Source organism: Pseudoalteromonas sp. L1 (genome assembly GCF_021728095.1).
Classification (GTDB): domain Bacteria; phylum Pseudomonadota; class Gammaproteobacteria; order Enterobacterales; family Alteromonadaceae; genus Pseudoalteromonas.
On the sequence record NZ_JAKKCT010000004.1, the window covers coordinates 326,410 to 343,144 of the forward strand.

Genomic DNA, 16,735 nt, shown 5'->3' on the forward strand with positions numbered 1-16,735 from the left:
CTATACATAAAGGAAGTCTTGCTCGTTAGGAGCCCCTATGAAATTGCAACTTAGCTGTTTTGTTTTATCTTTTGCCCTATATAGCTGTAGTCATCAAACACAGCAGCCCACTCCAAAACTCCAACATGCACAGCTTACAGAACCACAAAGTGAGCTCATAGCACAGGGAATCTCCCGACTAATGCACAGTAAGCCAATCATCCTCGATAAAGATGCTTTTTTAAACAATAGCGTGTTGGTAATAGGTAATATGAAAGGACATGAATCACAAGATAAAGGGTTTAATAACACACCTGACAGCTTTGAGCTGCTGATCAAAAATAAGCAATGTTTTATCCGGCATTTAGATAGTAAAGCTACCGAGCTACTACCACAGGTAAAATGTAAAGAAGTTGATTGATATCTAATAAAAAACCAGCCACGTAATAATCTGTAATAACAACCTAAAACAGATCTATCTATTCTTTTCCTTGCACAAACAGGCAAAAAGCAAATTAACTTTTCAGAGGTTCCTTTGCTTATTGCCACCTTTAAAATTAAGCAAGGAGAATTTTACCATGTGTGACAGTGATAAAAACAATAGCCTAGTGCCGGATCTAACCCAAGATCATTCAGTTAGTCTAGCAACAAACGAAGCGGCATCTAATCAGCCTCTTGAGTTTCATCCATCAACTTTAGCCGCACAGATTTCAGCATGTGTTGGTGCAAGCTATGAAAATGGCAAAATTTGCGTAAACTTTCCAGTGGTCGGCAATATTTGCTTTTCAGTTAGTTTACCCATTCCAAGCGGTACATCGGTTAAAGTATGTATGCAAACGTGTGGTTTCCGCATAGGTGTTCCACCCTTTAATGGTATTAAAGCTACGGTATACGCAAATAACACTCCGTTATGGACTGGCACGATTTGGGGTTCTTGTTAGATAGCCTATAGTAATAGCTGCTTATCAAATAAATAAGCAGCTCCTCAATTTCAAAACAGGACTTTATATCATGAATGATCTCAGCTTTTTTGTTATTCCCAATGACCATGGCCAATGGGAGCTCACTTCTCAGTCTGGAGCAAGTGCAGAAGAAATTAAAGTAAATTACAAAGATCTTATTGCAGGTGGTAGTTTGAATCTCTATTTCGAACTTGCAAACAAATCAGAGTGGGCTTTTGCCGAAAACGGTAGCTATTTCTCAGATGCTAAAGACAACTTTAATTACCAACTCAATAGTATTGTTGCCAACGATGGAAAATCATTAATTGTCACAATATCCAGTATTTTACCGCATCACGCTTTATCAACGGAATTGAGTAAACAATTAGCTGATAATCCAAAAAAAGCGGTATCTGGCAAGTTAGATCAAGGTGCAAATTATGAAATTAATTTTCGATTAATTGCGAAAAAGAGCACTGACGCTAACTCTCTTATGCGTTATTTTTCACAAGATCCACGGGTTATAATTGAAGATATGGAGCCAACCCTTTAAAGCACCAGCGCAGAGGTTACTCTGCGTTATTTTTTACAGAACATAAAAAGTAATAATGCTCTTTACCTATTAAGCCCATTAACTTACTTTCAGAACATAACCCCTTAAACCAAGGTAGACGGTAAAAAACTGGACTCCATCCCAAATTTATACTTTGCTCTACCGATGCGAGTGCTGAGTATTTTTCATTCAATAAGCTTTGCAGCATTGCTTTGATAAAATATGCCTCAGCCAAATTGGGCTGAGCAGCTAACAGCTGTTCAACCTGATTCATCGCTTGTTGATTCCTATTTAGGTGAATCAACACTTGCGCTTTTTCAAGCTGGTCTGCAACATTTTTCGGCGAAGAACCAAGCTGCTCGCTAATTTTTAAGTATAAGCTTTCGGCCTCTGTAAAGCGGCCTTGCAAATAAAGTAAATCAGCATAATTAAGTTGTAAGGTGGTTGTTTTGGTATCTAACATCATGGCTTTTTCAGCAAGGTTTAATGCTTTTACAAGCTCACTTTGTAAAGAAAGAACAATTGAGTAATTACTATAAATAGAGGCACTTTGCTGTCCCGAATCTATCAGTTTTTGATAATTATCCTCTGCCGCCGTCAAATCGCCAGATAACAAAGATACATCCGCGACTGTTTTGAGCGTTACAACATCATCAGGGTTATAACTTAATACTTCCTTTAAATATTTTAATGCGTCAGTACGTTTCCCCAAAGTGAGGTACGCGATTGCAAGGTTTCTGGTTGCCAATAAAGTGGGTCTAATTTTATATGCCATCTTCGCGTGCTTTAAAGACTCTCCTAGGCGACCTGTACGCTTAAAATAAATAGCCAAAATAATTTCTCTTTGGTATTCCTCTAATGATGAACTTTGAATTCTGCTAATAATTTTTTCAGCTTTAATGTGCTCTCCCGTATGCTGGTATATTTCAAGTAGATCAACTAAATAAGCAGGGCTTTCACGGTATGAAGTTGGCGATCGTTCAAGTTGAAATTGTAACTTTGTTATGAGCTCTACATTTTTTGACGATTTATAAAGGCGTAAAACTATTTTTCGATATAAAGGATATAAAGGCTTAAAATCAGGCTGTTGCAACAACAAAGACTCAGCCATGGCGCGTTGCTTTTGACTGCTACCTAAATCATTAGCAGTCAGAGCAACTAATGACACATATTGCCTGATAAACTCATCTGACAATAACAGCTCTCTATTCGACAAGCTGCTTGGAGTAAGCAAGCTTTGTATCGAAGATAGAGTTGAGTTATAAATATTTAGATAGTTTTCTTTATCTGTTGCACTTCGTGTTGTGCCTATCATTGTGGCGTTTTGATCTAGTTCGTTTAGTGTGAAATCACACGATAAAAGGTTGCAGTCTAATAAAGGTATTAATAGTTTAGTAGCTCCAAGCGCAGCAGCTAAATCATTTAGGCCAGCTTCTTTACCAAGTATTAATTGTGTTTGTTTAACTTCCCTGCTCGCAATTAAAGCAAGCTTCCGATCAGCAAGTACATATTCGGTTATTGCATCCTTGACGCCAAGACTGAGTAAACGTTTTTGTGCATCCGTAACTTGGCTATTTGCTATAAATTCTACGGGTAATAAAGCTATTCTTTCTATTGGTTTAGATGAATACCAGAACCAACTGCCACCGCTTAATAACAGAAAAAGAATCACAACAAGAGATAATCTTTTATTGAAAAAATTTTTGCTTAGGTTGTTATGATTTTTGTAACTTGTAACATCTACGGTCAAGCTGTCGAAACTAAGCGAGGCTAAAACGTCTCTAAACTGAGATGCTACGGCACGAGCGCTTTCAGGACGTTTGTCCACTTTAAATGCTAATAACTGTTTTAGTAAAGGCACTAAATCAGCAGATAGCTCTTTGATCGGTTCATAATTTGCGCAACAAGGGAATGATTTGATTTGTTTTGCTAAATCTTGCGCTGTACTGCTTGAGGCTTGTTTTGAATAAGCATGATAGCCCGTTAATAATTGATAAGCGATTAACCCTAATGAAAACAAATCACTACGAAAATCGATAGTTTGACTATTCAATTGCTCAGGCGACATGGCGTTTAAACTGCCATAATCATTGGTTATATCGGTTGCTTCTACTCCTTTGATTTTTGAGATACCGAAATCAGTTATTTTCACTGTGTCTTCATTACTAACTAGCACATTAGCCGGTTTCAAATCGAGATGTAATATGCCTTTATCATGAATTGCAGCTAAACCATCACTAATATGAATGAGTATTTCTAGCTTTCCAGTCAGTGTAAGCCTCTGCTCTTTCATTATATGAGCTAACGTAGTCCCTTTAACATACTCCATTTCTAATAAAACTTGTTGGTCTCGATGAATGATTTTATAAAGCTGCACTATATTTGGGTGATTAAAACTCGCTATTAATTTTGCTTCACTGATGGCTCGCTCAGTATTGTCTTCAGCTAATTTCATGACTTTGAGTACGACTTGCCTATTCAGCTCTCGATCCGTTGCAAGGTATATCGTACTCATCCCTCCTTGCGCCAATACTTGTATATTTTTATAGTAATCCTCTAACACAAACTACTCGATCCATCACATATAAATAATTAGTTTAGTATTCAATGTTAATTAAATGCAAAATTAATGTACACACTATGATAAAGTTATATTTCTATTCAAGGACTAAAAGAGAGCTATATGGCTATACTGGCTAGTTTAAACTCAGATGTGAGCTTTTATCTGCGCGACTTTCATCGCTTTGGTCGGCTAGCCCACTCTGTTGACACATTATTAAACTACCCAGAAGTGACACGTATTCATGCTGTAATAGAATGGGTCGAGCCACACTGGTATATTCGTGATCTAAGCAAAAATGGTATTTGGCTAAACGGGAAACGGCTTGATAAACAAATCAACTCCCCATTAGCCTTAAATGATCGTCTAAGCTTTTCAGAAATAAATAACTTAGATTACCAATTAACTTCTATCGATCCGCCCAGAGATCTTTTACTACCTATCAATGGCACAAACACACATTGTATTTTGCTCGAACGTTATCATTTTTTACCTGATAGCCAACACCCAACAGCCGTTATTTTTTACGATCCTGATAGGCTCTCTTGGTGCTATGAAAATACTGAAACTCACCAATTAGTTACTTTAGAAGATGGTCATCAAATAACAATAGGAGAGCAGCTGTGGCAGTTTTTTCAAGCTGAAATGACATCACAAGAAAATACTCTGAATTTAAGCCCAACACCTATTAATGACCTTCAATTTATATTCAACTTGAGCCTAGATGAAGAGCAAACTGAACTCAAAATAAGACAACACAATACATTACTTGACCTAGATGTTCGCTCTCATCACTATCTCACCGTGCTGCTGGCTCGCAATAAACTGGCCGATATTGAAAATAAATTTGAGAAAGATGTACAGGGCTGGGTACCAGTTAAGAAATTAGCACGCGATCTTGGTATTAATGAATGCCATGTCAATATTCAGATCCACCGTGCGCGAAAACAATTTATGGAATCTTTCAATAATACACTCTCTGCTGATGTTTTGATTGAACGTAAACGAGGTAAAGTTCGTTTTGCAGGGAAGTGTTTTACAATTGTAAAGGGGCCGAATTGTGAATCAACAGAGCCTAAAAATTAAGAAATGGCTGTGGCAACGAGCTGAGCTACAGCCATTCATTGGTCGATTACTGAGCTATTATTTGTAGCGAACAATTGTAACTTACAGCTTTATTTATCAATGATTTAAATTCAAGGCTAAATGCCACAAGCGACTTATTCATAGGATAACATGCAATACACTTATCAAGCTCTTCTGTAAGCTGATTAAGCATACTTACTCGTATCGGATTTTCAGCCTCTAGGCCATATTGATGCTTCCAAAATCGCTGTAGTATAGGAGCATCATCTAACATCATTACATACTCATAACCATCATGCCAAAGTTCATCTGTCAAAGAACATTGAAATTCAGGCTCATCGAGATTTAATGTTGTAGATGATAGAACGACCTTTCTCATAATTATCTATTCCAAAATTAACATTAAGAACAGTTTCCTGGTGCACCATTTAGTTCAGGGAACTGAGTCACGACCTGTCCATCTGGTCTAATTATCAAGCGAGCGCACTTCTCTTGCTGAGTACCAACGACTATCCCCAAGTTAGCATCATACCTAATACGACCATCAGGCTGTACCGTTCGTGATTTATTCGTTGCATTTTGCACTTGTTCGCAAAATTTTTGTGCATCTTTAATTGTTGCACAATACTGAGGTAAAAATTGACTGGCTTGTACACCTGCAGTGCAATGCCTTAATTCAATATGAGCAAAAGATTGTGCTGTTACATCACATTTTGGGTCTGCAGCCGCCTGAGTCGCAGAAATAAATAGGCAGCTGATAAAGCTGCAATAGATAACCGAATTAATTAATTTCATTACTGTCTCCTTTGTAATCTAAATTGATAGGAAGTCACTCTTCCTTTCTCAATCTAGATACTAGGGAGAAATAATCCATAACAAAGTATTACACAGTGCTGGTAATACTTCGTAATAACAATCTCTAAATAGAAGACCTACCTTTTGGTGACTTGGTTGACATACCAAGTACACACCTACTTACACGATGTAACACAACTAAAAGGAAACGAGGATGTCTATTTATAAATTATCAGTTAAAAACGACTCAACTAACCCAACACGATTTGCAATTTTCCAAGAAAAGCCATCATTAGATGTTGGCGGTAATGTATTCACATTAGCTTGGTTTAGCAAGTACGCATATCAAGGAACAACTGCCGAATTTGCTTGGGAAATTGACTACAGTGCAATTTGGTCAAGACCAGGTCAAGAGCTTCGCCCTGGCGTTATCTGTAAAACATCACAATCAAAACGAGTTGATTTAGATGGTGCGAATACAGTCAGTTTAGGCTACGACAATGTTAATGATGCCTTTAACATGAGCTCTCCTGTAAAAGGCAATAGTGGTAGTATTTTTACAAATTGTGACGAGACAGTACCTAATTCAAACACCACGCCATCAGCTGCTGCGGGGATCGGTATTGCTATGAGTGGTGCGGGTACTTTTTTAGTCAGTACGCAACCAAATATGAATTTAACATGGACACCCAAGCCTAAATATTACCTTATTGCTGGTAACTTCAAAACTGGCGAAATTTTAGATACGCAAACAATCATGAACAGCGGCAGAGCCCTCGAAATTCCATATCAAGGAATTTTAACGCAAAGCGCAACCTTAAATAGCCAAAATGTTTTAGTACTAAATTAACGCTAATTTGTGTGCGCTGCTTGATGGCGCACACATTAATTGGAGGGAATCAGATATGGCTGTTCTAGATAATCAACATACTTATGATATAGATAGTTTATTATTTGCAATGCAACAAAGAAATTTAGTGTATAACCACGATTTTCGTTATTTTAGTAATCAAACAAATACCCAACCTATTAAGTATAACCACCCCGATGGCTGGGTATACAGTGATCCAGGCAGTGGTTCACAAATTAGCTCAGAAAATAACGGCTGTCGAATCGTTACCAGTACAGAAGAAAACGCCACAATGCGCTTTCGACAAAATATTCACGAGTTTCCAAGATGGAAAGAAACCCTATGTTCTGAACACATTAGCTGTGTGGCACAGTTAAATGTTAAAGGAAAAGGCGAGCTTCATTTTTGCTTGTCAGACGGTATTACATATGTCCAAAGAACATATACAGTCCAAAACAGTCAAGAGCTCAATATATCTACCGAATTAGATATTGCAATGGATGCGAAAACTGTTTTTGTTGAACTTTCTTGCTCTTCCCCGTCTGTCGTTATTTCTGTAAAAAAAATATTCGCAAACAAGGGCTATATAGCTTTAGCTAGCCTGCCTTGCATTGTTACAGGTGTCATTGGTGAGCGAAAACAATACGTAGCAACAGAACAAGCACCAGCGGAAGAACTACCTTTATGTGCTATACCAATTGCATTGAACAGTGATCAAACACGGCTAAACTCGGTCATAAACTATCGCTTTGGCAAGCAAGGAGAGTTCTCTTTATTACCTGATTTTAGAGGATATTTCAGCCGTGCTTGGGATAACTCAGCAGGTAGAGATAAAAATGCCAAACAACGTAAAATGTCAGGTGATTCGAATAATACGGGGGATCTAGTGGGTACAACAGAGCCCGACATATTTAAAGAGCATCAACATACCATTACTTTTAAGCCTGTAAATATGCTTAATCCTGAAAAAGGAGCCCCTGCCTATGGTGTTAATCCTACAGCGAGCACTCAAACTCAGATCACGACAGAGGGTGACCTTGAAACACGTCCAATCAATATTGCAGAATTATTTACAATTAAGTGGGCTTAATATCTTTTAGGAAGGTGTGCCAGAGCAATGACTAACTATACTTTAAAAGTTAAAAATAACTCCAGCAATGCAACGAGTTTTTGTGTCTTTATGACGTTGCCTGAAGAACAAGCTCAGAATAGTTCGTTCTATACACTGGCATGGATGGTCAAATATGCAGAACCAAATACAATGGTAAGATTTTCATGGAGCGATATCTTCAATGTTATTTGGTCACAACCTGGAAGCCATTTACAACCAGGTGTTGTTTGCGATGTTAGGGAACCTAGTTTCTCATCATTAAGTCAAAACATTAAAATAAACGCCGCTGCATCTCAATGCCTTGACATTAACCCGCCTGAAAAAGGATGTACGAGATTACAATACAACAAAAAGCAGTTAAGTTACTGTTTTAGCAAACTTGAAAAAAGCAACAATGGTCAAATAACGATCACCTGTGATTCTGAAGTACCTAACTCAAAAACTACATCACCTCAAATAGCCGCAGGTATTGGAATAGGGCTTTCGGGCTCAGGGTTATTCTTAGTTGATGCCCAACCTAATTTAGCGTTTATGTGGCCTGTGCCACCTTTTAAGTTTTATCTATCTTTTGGTTCTGTCAAATGGGGAGAAATTATTGAACCCGAATCATGGCTAGAGAGAGCTGTACTCGTTTCATTTAATGATACGACCGAATGTGAAGCCATCTTAAACATTAACAATCGCCTCGAAGTCATCAGGTAATGCCCCGATTAACGGGGCATTACCTAAACGCTTTTACTTTATCTCAACACGCTGTGAGCGCATAACAACTTCATCATTTAGCTCAATACCGATCCCTGGCTCTTCTGATACTTGGAAGAAGCCATTTTTAGGTTGTGGATCTTGAATACATAGCTCACGGTTCCACTTTTTAATCGCATAGGTGTGATGTTCGTGAATTAAAAAGTTAGGAATAGCGGTTTCTAGGTGTAACGAAGCAGCTGTTGCTACTGGGCCGCCACACACGTGAGCTTGAATACGCACATCAAAGATATCAGCATAATCACACACTTTTTTAGTTTCAGTAAAACCACCACACAAGCCTAAGTCTGGCTGTAATACATCAATACTTTGATCTTCTAAGTAAGGGCGCACACCCCAGCGGTTATACAAACGTTCACCACCTGCAATTGGCACCGCTACTTTATCAGCAACTTTTGCATGTAATGAATGATTTAAGTAGTTCACTGGCTCTTCGTAATACATGCAATCGAACTCTTCAGCAATTTCACCAATTTGAATTGCTGATGTTGCGCCAGGTAAGCTGTGACATTCAAAAATAATGTCAACTTCATCACCTACAGCTTCACGAATAGCTTGCATACGCGCGCGATATAGCTTCATTTCTGCGCGAGAAATAATGTTAGTGCGATCGTAATAAGTATTGCCGTTTTTATCGTACTGGATTGGGTCAACTTTTACCGCATCATACCCTTCAGCCATGGCTTTTAGTGCTGCTTCTGCGTATTCCTGTGGGTGAACAAGTGCTTTGAATTCACTATCCCAGTCAAATTGTAGTTGCGATGCATAAGTACGAAGCTTATCGTTAACTTTACCACCTAGTAACTGGTAAACAGGTAAACCTAGCGCTTTACCCTTAATATCCCAAAGTGCGGTATCAATGGCACTCATTGCTGCATACACAACAGGCCCGCCACCTAAACCCCAAAAGCTTTCGCGTAACATTCGTGACCATAGTTTTTCTGTTTGAAATGGGTCATGACCAATTAAAAAGGCATCAGCCATTTCTTTAATCATTGCCGCAGCTGCGCTATGACCTAAATCATAAGCCAGACCCGCTTCACCCACACCGCTAATACCTTCATCGGTGTGAATACGCACAAAAACAGGTGTCCAAGCAGGTCTGTCTGGACAATGAATATCGAACACTTCGACGCGATTAACTTTCATGGTTACTCCTTACTGAGCAAAACTAGGATCAAGACGATAGGCTTTACGCAGCATTGCCGGCCAAGCTAGCTGCCCACCAGTGCTGCCGCTGTGCACGACATTCGCTTGATTATAAATATTATCGATAATAGGTTGTGGTACAGGGATTGCCGTTTGACCACTGGCTTGAATCGCCAATTGAATTTCACAGGCACGCTGCAAATCATAAAAGCGCATAAACGCATCACCGACTGTTGGGCCAACAGTTAAGCCACCGTGGTTAACCAATAGCATGTGATTGGTGGTGCCTAAATCATCTTGCAAACGCTTTTTCTCGTCACTGTTTACCGCTAAGCCTTCGTAGCCATGATAAGACAATGAAGGTAATGAAAACATTGAATACTGGCTTAGTGGCAACAGGCCTTTCTCTTGGGTTGCCACAGCAATGGTTTCTTTTGTGTGTAGATGAATAACGCAGTGAGCATCATCACGTACTTCGTGAATAGCACTATGAATTGTGAAACCTGCAGGGTTAATCTTAAACGGCGTGTCATCAAGAATATTACCGGCTAAATCAACCTTAACTAGGTTGGATGCTGTCACTTCATCAAAACTTAAACCAAAGGCATTGACTAAGTAATGATCTGTACCTGGTAAACGTGCCGAAAGGTGAGTATAAATTAGATCACCCCAACGAAAGTGCTCCACCAAGCGGTAACATGCCGCTAAATCGACACGTAACTGCCATTCTTGTTCAGATACTTTATTTTTTAAATCGAGTTTTGGTAAGTCAAACATGGAAAACCTTGTATATGTGACACTGCACAAATAGATGTATAGAAGTCTAAATAACTATTTAATGATAATCAATAGCTGATACAAAAAGGCCACATCAATTGATGTGGCCTTTAAAAATAACAAACGAAGATTATTTTACTTGCGATAAGTAGTCTGCGATTGCTGACATTTCTTCTTCAGATACATTTGCAACCATTGCTTTCATTGCTGCAGCCATACCATTACTACGCGCACCAGACTTAATGTCTTTCATTTGTGCAAGTAAATATTCTTTATTTTGGCCATTTAATTTAGGGTATTGCGCCATAATTGGTGCTTTACCTTCTGCACCATGGCAAGTTTGGCAAAGTTTTGCTGTGTAAAGTGTGGCACCATCAGCTGCCATTGAGTTAAACGAAAAGCTAGCAGCCATTGCTAAGCTTGCCCCACATAGTATTTTAGTTATCTTGCTCATTGTATCTTCTCTTTGTGACGGGTTAGAAAACATTTTCTTTAGTGTAGACCATGATTTAGGAATATTGCACCCGAAAAAAACACATTATTGTTACCGCAACTTAAACACCCTATACAGTAACTGTATTTACCAGATTAAATCATCAGGTACTTCGAAATCAGCATAAGGATCATCTTCATCCTTTTGCTTATCTTCAGGTTCAACATGGAACACTATATATTCTTCGCTGACTTCAGCGACTTTTCGTGCTGGTTCATCTTCCAGTACAAAAAACTGACCTTCTAAAACACAAATCGCGAGGCGACCACCCGCAAGGGCTTTTTGTGTTTTTTCATTTACGTCCAACTCTTTCACTTTGTTTTGGTACGTAAAATTGAAAGTGCGATCACCACGGATCTCATCTTGGTTGTGGTGCTCTAAAATTTGCTTAACGCGTGCAACTTGTTCACGCTGCTTCTGCTCTTCTAAACGCGCTTTATTTAACTCATCTGCTTTTTTTTGCTGTTCGAGTTTAGTTTGCTCAATGTGCTTTTGTAAATCGCTGGGGTTACTGGTGGCGCCTTTCTTTTTTTTCTTTTGCTGTTTGCGCTTTTCAGTTTTAGCTACCTTAGCTTTATGCGAAGTAGTAAGCCCCGCCTTAAGTAATTGATCTTGTAATGAACCCATAACGAAATTCCAATAATAAAATGCCTAATTAAGGCTATTTTAATCAGCTATGCAAACAAATAACAGTATTGAGTCAACTTGATTCCATGATATCTACTTTAACGCCTTGAGATTAACACGCGATGAAATCATGACACCTTGATTTAACGCAATATTTATTATCTTAATCGCCTTTTAACTTGTAAAAAAAACCATACCCGATAAGCTTATGCTTTATCTTTAGGGAGCTAAAAATGCAGCTGCGACATTTGTTACTTTGCTCTGTATTTATTTTCTTTGTTTTATACGCCCCACAACCCTTACTCGGATTATTTGCCAGCCATTTTTCTGTATCACCTGCCACTGCTGGCAGTTTAATGACTGCGACTATGCTGCCGTTAGCCATTGCGCCTTTAGTGTATGGCTTGTTTTTAGCTAAACGAAACCCCTTAACAATTTTAAAGATTGCCATGTTTGTGTTAGCTGTAAGCTGCGTTGCGTTCACCTACGCACCAAGCTTTGAGCTATTGCTATTGGTACGCTTTATTCAAGGGGTTACTCTACCTGCAGCACTCACCGCCATGACAAGCTACATTGGTGTAACTTATCAGGCCGATGAGCTACAGCATAATATGACGCTCTATATTGGCAGCACGATTGTCGGTGGTTACTTTGGTCGTATGCTTGCCGCTTTATTTACTGATTTTTTAAGCTGGCAAAGTTTTTATTATGTGATTGCGTTAGGATTAATCATATTTGCAATCGTCATTCCCAAAGCAAGCAAAGGCGCGAGTATTCATGCAGCTAAATCACCGCTATTGTATCTAAAACAATTAAAAGATCCGCTGGTATTAAAGCTCTACGGGGCGGTGTTTTGTATGTTTTTTTGCTTTGCAGCATTACTAAACTACCTACCATTTATCCTGCAAGACAGTTTCGCTATCACGAATACTCGAGATATTGGCCTTGTTTATAGCGGTTATTTGCTTGGTGCACTAGCATCTATAGCGACACCTTGGCTATTACGTAAATCATCAACACCTTGGCGCTTACTAACTTGGGTATTTGTATTTTATAGCCTGACGATGGTGCTATTGATGAGCCAACAGTTATTACTTTTTGTGATTGCTTTTACTGGCTTTTGTGGCGCAATGTTTGTGATCCACTCAAGTGCTGCGCCTTTAGTAAATAAAATCAGCAGCGCACCTGCCAGTGTAACGAATGGTGGATATGTCTCTTTTTATTACAGCGGCGGTGCTTTAGGCTCTTTGCTGCCGGGGCTGGTATACCAACATCACGGCCAAGTTGCCTTTATGGCGGTATTGCTGTTGGTATGTTTAGTCGGCCTCAGCTTAGTTTATTTAGCTGGTAAGAAAACAATACGGGCTTGATGCCCAGTGCTTTCGAAAAATAATTCTAAATCATCTTTTTTCATTAGCCATGTCGCGGTATTTTCAAACGGATGGCAATGAAATAGTTCGTTAAACCACACTTCTTGATCGAGCCACAGTGTGACATTATTTTGTTTATCGTTTAACAGTGCCAACATGGACACACAACCAGGCGGCACTTTTAAGTAACGCGCTAATCGTTCATCGGATGCAAAACCCAAACGAGAAAGCCCCTGCATTTGTGCTATTGCTTTTAAATCTAATTGTTTGTCATGCGCTGTGATCACTAAAAAATGGCGTTTTCCTTCATTATCACGCAAAAATAAATTCTTTAATCGCGTGCCAGGTCTATTAACCATGAATTTGTCAGCATCTAAACTGCCATGTAATGGTGGGTGCTCAATCACATCATAGTTAATATCTAACTGAGCTAATGCAGCGGCAAGCTTGGTTTTATCTGCATACATTTACAAACAACGTCCTCGTAGTTGTACACTTAAGTCACGCCAAAGCACATCATCAATAATATGCTCATCGTTGCAATACTCTCGCGCCTTAAGTTCTTGGTTTAATAATTCAACGGCTTGATCTTCAAGCATCAGTTTTAAACTGCTCGATTCTTCAAAATACTCTTGCTCGGCAAAATCTTTAAACTGTCTTCGCGTTAATGGCTTATCAAGGTTTAGTGGCTTCCTGCCTTGTGCTTTCACCGACACGACGTATGCAAAAATTTTGCTACCTTGTTCATCATTTTTGCCGTAAAACTGTTTGTTATTAATTTCGAAAGGAGGCGCGTCGTCTTGACTGGCGCAAGCCGTTAGTAGAATAACCAAAAGCCATGCTATTTTTTTCATTATTGGATAAGCCTTGAACAATATATGCTCATTAGTCTATCAAAAATAAAAGACTTAGGTAAAAATTCGATGATTTTTTAAAAAACACTTGACCAAATAAACAAAAATAATTAAAGTTCACCCCGCTTGAGACGCAAGACTTAAGCATCCTGTATTTTAGGAATGTGGGGCTATAGCTCAGCTGGGAGAGCGCCTGCCTTGCACGCAGGAGGTCAGCAGTTCGATCCTGCTTAGCTCCACCACTTTCCTACTCTTCTTTAGGCAATCTGCCAAATTATCAATTTAAAGCATCTTAACCTAAGCTATTTAATTAGTCTTATTATTGTCTTCGTTTTATATCAGACATAAAAAAACCGAGCAAAGCTCGGCTTTTAGAAGTAGTTACTTTTTAGCGATTATTCACGAATTTGACCTTCGCCATTCACTAAGTATTTTTCAGTTGTAAGCGACTCTAGCCCCATAGGACCGTAAGCATGTAGCTTAGTGGTCGCAATACCAATCTCAGCACCTAAGCCTAACTGTGAACCATCAGAAAAACGTGATGATGCATTAACCATCACAACAGACGCATCAACACTGCGCTGGAATAGCTCTGCTGCAGCTTGGTCCTTAGTACAAATGACTTCTGTGTGGTTTGAACCAAATTGAGCAATATGATCAATCGCTCCAGCAAAATCTGGCACAACCTTAATGGCGATTTCTAAGTCTAAGTACTCTTCGCCAAACTCATCATCAGCAAGCACTGTCGCGTTGTCAAAATATTCAGCCGCTTTTGCATCTGCATTTACTTTCACGCCTTCTTGACGAAGCACAACAGCACACAGGTTTAAAAACTCATCAGCAATATCTTGATGTACAACTAGGCCTTCTAATGCGTTACACACACCAGTGCGCTGAGTTTTACCATTTAACAGCAAGTTAATAGCTACATTCAGATCAGCCTCTTTATCAACATAAAGGTGACACACACCTTTGAAGTGTTGAATAACAGGAATGGTACTGTTTTCAGTTACAAAGTTAATTAGACCTTCGCCACCTCGTGGGATGATTAAATCAATTGTGTCACGTTGCTGCATAAGTTCCATTAATAAGCCACGGTCAGGATCTGGGATCACTGAGATTAATGCAGCAGGCAAGCCATGCTTTTCAAGTACTTTATGCATCACACTCGCAATGGCTTGCGAGCTACGTAGTGCTTCTTTACCACCACGTAAAATAACACCATTACCAGATTTAAAGCATAGGGCACCTGCATCAGCCGTCACATTTGGACGTGCTTCATAAATCATACATACAACACCAAGTGGTACGCGCATCTTGCTGATCTTAATACCATTTGGACGCTCTGAGATTTCACGTAATTGACCTACAGGATCATCAAGGCTAACAATTACTTCGATGCCTTCAGCCATTGCTTCAATACGCTCGTCGTTAAGCGTTAAACGGTCAATCATTGATGCTGCAAGGTTGTTATCACGTGCTGCCGCTAAATCGCTTTCGTTCTCTTTGATGATAAAAGCTTTGCTTTCGCGTAACGCCTGTGCCATCTCAGTTAAAACTTGATTTTTAGTGGCTGTATCAAGCAAAGCTAACTGGGTTGCAGCTTTTGCAGCTTGACTCGAAATATCCGTAATTAAACTCATGACTTCTCCAATAATGCGATATCTTTCTCTGAAACAACGGGGCCGATTGAATCTTGCATTTTTTCGCTAAATTCACTTTGCTCATTGTCAGCAATAAAATTCAATAAACAGCTACTGTAATTCGCTGTTGCTTTTGCTAGACGTGTACCATCGTCACTACGAACTAAAATAGTATCGCCTACGCCAAATTCTCCGTGCACCGCAACAATTTCATCACTGCGAATACACCCATCCTCATGACTGTCAGACTCATCAAACGAGCCTTCAACGACAACTTCGCCCTGCTCATTTGCAGTGTGTGTCATCCAATGCACCGCTTCTTGCATTGGTTTTTCATAAGGCATAAAAATAGTGCCAGGGTTGTCACCTTCAAGCAGGCGATTAAAGGTTTCTTCTTTGAAACCATTTAAAATAAAGGTTGTAATTCCGTGCGATGTCGCCTTCTCTGCAGCTTCAATCTTGGTTTTCATACCGCCTGTACCAACTGCACTGGTTGCACATCCTGCCATTGCATAGATTGACTCATCGATACTTTCTATTTCAGGTAATAATAGAGCATCATCATGCAAGTTCGGGTTTTTGTCATAAAGACCATCAACATCTGAAAAAATCATCAGAGCATCTGCATCTGCTGCTGCTGCAACCATCGCTGATAAATTATCATTATCACCTACTTTTAAATCATCCGTAGTGACCGTATCATTTTCATTAATGATAGGCAGCACACCGTGTTCGAGTAAAGTGAACACCGTTTCACGAATGCTGGTATAACGCTCACGGTCTCGTAAATCACCGTGTGTTAATAATATTTGCGCAGAAGGGAAGTCGAAAAAACGGTCCCACATAGCCATCATTTCTGTTTGACCGGCAGCTGCCATTGCCTTTTTCATCGTTACCGAGCGAGTTTCTTGCTCAGGAAATAAGTGCGAACCTGCTGCCACCGAACCAGATGATACTAAAATCACTTCGATACCTCGTGCTCGACAGCGAACGATGAACTGCGCAATGGTCAATAAATAACGTGAACGACACCCATCTTGTTCCGGTGCGATCAATGCGCTACCAACTTTAAGTACAATACGTCGCCATTTAAACTTTTGCATAACTGTTCAACTTTTCCATTTTACTATCTGTTCAGCGTCATCAAAGCCGCTGATTAAAAGACTCACGTTTAGAAAAACTAAA

Annotated in this window: 19 protein-coding genes and 1 tRNA gene; 9 read left to right on the plus strand and 11 right to left on the minus strand. The window is 39.4% G+C overall.

Annotated elements, in window-relative coordinates; translation table 11 throughout:
- Positions 1-37: 37 nt before the first annotated feature.
- The 3 genes from L3V38_RS14420 to L3V38_RS14430 all read left to right on the plus strand — a co-directional run bounded on the left by L3V38_RS14420 (position 38) and on the right by L3V38_RS14430 (position 1,473).
- Positions 38-400, plus strand: a complete 363-nt coding sequence (locus L3V38_RS14420) for a hypothetical protein (protein WP_237119833.1) — start codon at positions 38-40, stop codon at positions 398-400.
- Positions 401-557: 157 nt separating this feature from the next.
- Positions 558-920 (plus strand): hypothetical protein, encoded by a 363-nt coding sequence (locus tag L3V38_RS14425; RefSeq protein ID WP_130151550.1) that lies wholly within the window; start codon positions 558-560, stop codon positions 918-920.
- Between the two features lie 70 nt (positions 921-990).
- Entirely contained in the window at positions 991-1,473 is a 483-nt protein-coding gene (locus L3V38_RS14430) for a hypothetical protein (protein ID WP_062567194.1), read from the plus strand.
- Between the two features lie 16 nt (positions 1,474-1,489).
- Here the strand turns inward: L3V38_RS14430 and L3V38_RS14435 are convergent, their stop codons facing one another.
- Positions 1,490-4,036: a protein kinase gene (locus L3V38_RS14435; RefSeq protein ID WP_346729913.1), complete on the minus strand. Its 2,547-nt coding sequence runs from the start codon at positions 4,034-4,036 to the stop codon at positions 1,490-1,492.
- 120 nt (positions 4,037-4,156) lie between these two features.
- Here L3V38_RS14435 and L3V38_RS14440 point away from each other — a divergent pair, with 120 nt between their 5' ends.
- Positions 4,157-5,119, plus strand: a complete 963-nt coding sequence (locus L3V38_RS14440; protein WP_130151548.1) for an FHA domain-containing protein — start codon at positions 4,157-4,159, stop codon at positions 5,117-5,119.
- Between the two features lie 46 nt (positions 5,120-5,165).
- Here the strand turns inward: L3V38_RS14440 and L3V38_RS14445 are convergent, their stop codons facing one another.
- Together L3V38_RS14445 and L3V38_RS14450 are read right to left on the minus strand one after the other, a co-directional pair.
- Positions 5,166-5,498 (minus strand): hypothetical protein, encoded by a 333-nt coding sequence (locus L3V38_RS14445; RefSeq protein WP_237119835.1) that lies wholly within the window; start codon positions 5,496-5,498, stop codon positions 5,166-5,168.
- A gap of 23 nt (positions 5,499-5,521) precedes the next feature.
- Positions 5,522-5,914 (minus strand): hypothetical protein, encoded by a 393-nt coding sequence (locus tag L3V38_RS14450; protein WP_237119836.1) that lies wholly within the window; start codon positions 5,912-5,914, stop codon positions 5,522-5,524.
- A gap of 214 nt (positions 5,915-6,128) precedes the next feature.
- Here L3V38_RS14450 and L3V38_RS14455 point away from each other — a divergent pair, with 214 nt between their 5' ends.
- Genes L3V38_RS14455 through L3V38_RS14465 form a run of 3 tightly spaced genes read left to right on the plus strand, consistent with a single transcriptional unit; the run spans position 6,129 to position 8,577 of the window.
- The gene (locus L3V38_RS14455; protein WP_130151545.1) at positions 6,129-6,764 is read left to right on the plus strand and encodes a hypothetical protein; all 636 of its coding nucleotides are present in this window, start codon (positions 6,129-6,131) and stop codon (positions 6,762-6,764) included.
- Positions 6,765-6,819: 55 nt separating this feature from the next.
- Positions 6,820-7,854 (plus strand): hypothetical protein, encoded by a 1,035-nt coding sequence (locus tag L3V38_RS14460; protein WP_237119837.1) that lies wholly within the window; start codon positions 6,820-6,822, stop codon positions 7,852-7,854.
- Positions 7,855-7,881: 27 nt separating this feature from the next.
- Positions 7,882-8,577 carry a hypothetical protein gene (locus L3V38_RS14465; protein ID WP_237119838.1) on the plus strand — a complete coding sequence of 232 codons (696 nt, stop codon included), beginning with the start codon at positions 7,882-7,884 and terminating at the stop codon, positions 8,575-8,577.
- Positions 8,578-8,610: 33 nt separating this feature from the next.
- Here the strand turns inward: L3V38_RS14465 and L3V38_RS14470 are convergent, their stop codons facing one another.
- The 4 genes from L3V38_RS14470 to L3V38_RS14485 all read right to left on the minus strand — a co-directional run bounded on the left by L3V38_RS14470 (position 8,611) and on the right by L3V38_RS14485 (position 11,683).
- Positions 8,611-9,786 (minus strand): mandelate racemase/muconate lactonizing enzyme family protein, encoded by a 1,176-nt coding sequence (locus tag L3V38_RS14470; RefSeq protein ID WP_062567189.1) that lies wholly within the window; start codon positions 9,784-9,786, stop codon positions 8,611-8,613.
- A 9-nt stretch (positions 9,787-9,795) separates the two neighbouring features.
- Positions 9,796-10,563: a class II aldolase/adducin family protein gene (locus tag L3V38_RS14475; RefSeq protein ID WP_054552449.1), complete on the minus strand. Its 768-nt coding sequence runs from the start codon at positions 10,561-10,563 to the stop codon at positions 9,796-9,798.
- A gap of 130 nt (positions 10,564-10,693) precedes the next feature.
- Complete coding sequence (locus tag L3V38_RS14480; RefSeq protein ID WP_237119839.1) at positions 10,694-11,017, minus strand: c-type cytochrome; 324 nt, start codon at positions 11,015-11,017, stop codon at positions 10,694-10,696.
- Between the two features lie 126 nt (positions 11,018-11,143).
- Positions 11,144-11,683: a DUF2058 domain-containing protein gene (locus tag L3V38_RS14485; RefSeq protein ID WP_062567186.1), complete on the minus strand. Its 540-nt coding sequence runs from the start codon at positions 11,681-11,683 to the stop codon at positions 11,144-11,146.
- Positions 11,684-11,916: 233 nt separating this feature from the next.
- On the opposite strand from L3V38_RS14485, the gene L3V38_RS14490 reads away from it, so the two are divergent.
- The gene (locus L3V38_RS14490; RefSeq protein WP_237119840.1) at positions 11,917-13,053 is read left to right on the plus strand and encodes an MFS transporter; all 1,137 of its coding nucleotides are present in this window, start codon (positions 11,917-11,919) and stop codon (positions 13,051-13,053) included.
- On the opposite strand, the gene L3V38_RS14495 is transcribed toward L3V38_RS14490, so the two are convergent.
- Positions 13,020-13,520 carry a prolyl-tRNA synthetase associated domain-containing protein gene (locus L3V38_RS14495; RefSeq protein ID WP_130151538.1) on the minus strand — a complete coding sequence of 167 codons (501 nt, stop codon included), beginning with the start codon at positions 13,518-13,520 and terminating at the stop codon, positions 13,020-13,022. The genes L3V38_RS14490 and L3V38_RS14495 overlap by 34 nt on opposite strands.
- Entirely contained in the window at positions 13,521-13,907 is a 387-nt protein-coding gene (locus L3V38_RS14500) for a hypothetical protein (RefSeq protein WP_130151537.1), read from the minus strand.
- A 166-nt stretch (positions 13,908-14,073) separates the two neighbouring features.
- Between L3V38_RS14500 and L3V38_RS14505 the strand changes: the two genes are divergently transcribed.
- A tRNA-Ala gene (locus L3V38_RS14505) sits at positions 14,074-14,149 on the plus strand.
- Positions 14,150-14,302: 153 nt separating this feature from the next.
- Here L3V38_RS14505 and L3V38_RS14510 read toward each other — a convergent pair.
- Both L3V38_RS14510 and proB read right to left on the minus strand, forming a co-directional pair.
- Positions 14,303-15,550 carry a glutamate-5-semialdehyde dehydrogenase gene (locus L3V38_RS14510; RefSeq protein ID WP_237119841.1) on the minus strand — a complete coding sequence of 416 codons (1,248 nt, stop codon included), beginning with the start codon at positions 15,548-15,550 and terminating at the stop codon, positions 14,303-14,305.
- A complete protein-coding gene (gene proB, locus L3V38_RS14515; protein ID WP_130151535.1) occupies positions 15,547-16,653 on the minus strand; it encodes a glutamate 5-kinase in 1,107 nt (368 codons plus the stop codon). Before proB ends, L3V38_RS14510 begins: the two co-directional genes overlap by 4 nt.
- Between the last annotated feature and the right edge of the window lie 82 nt (positions 16,654-16,735).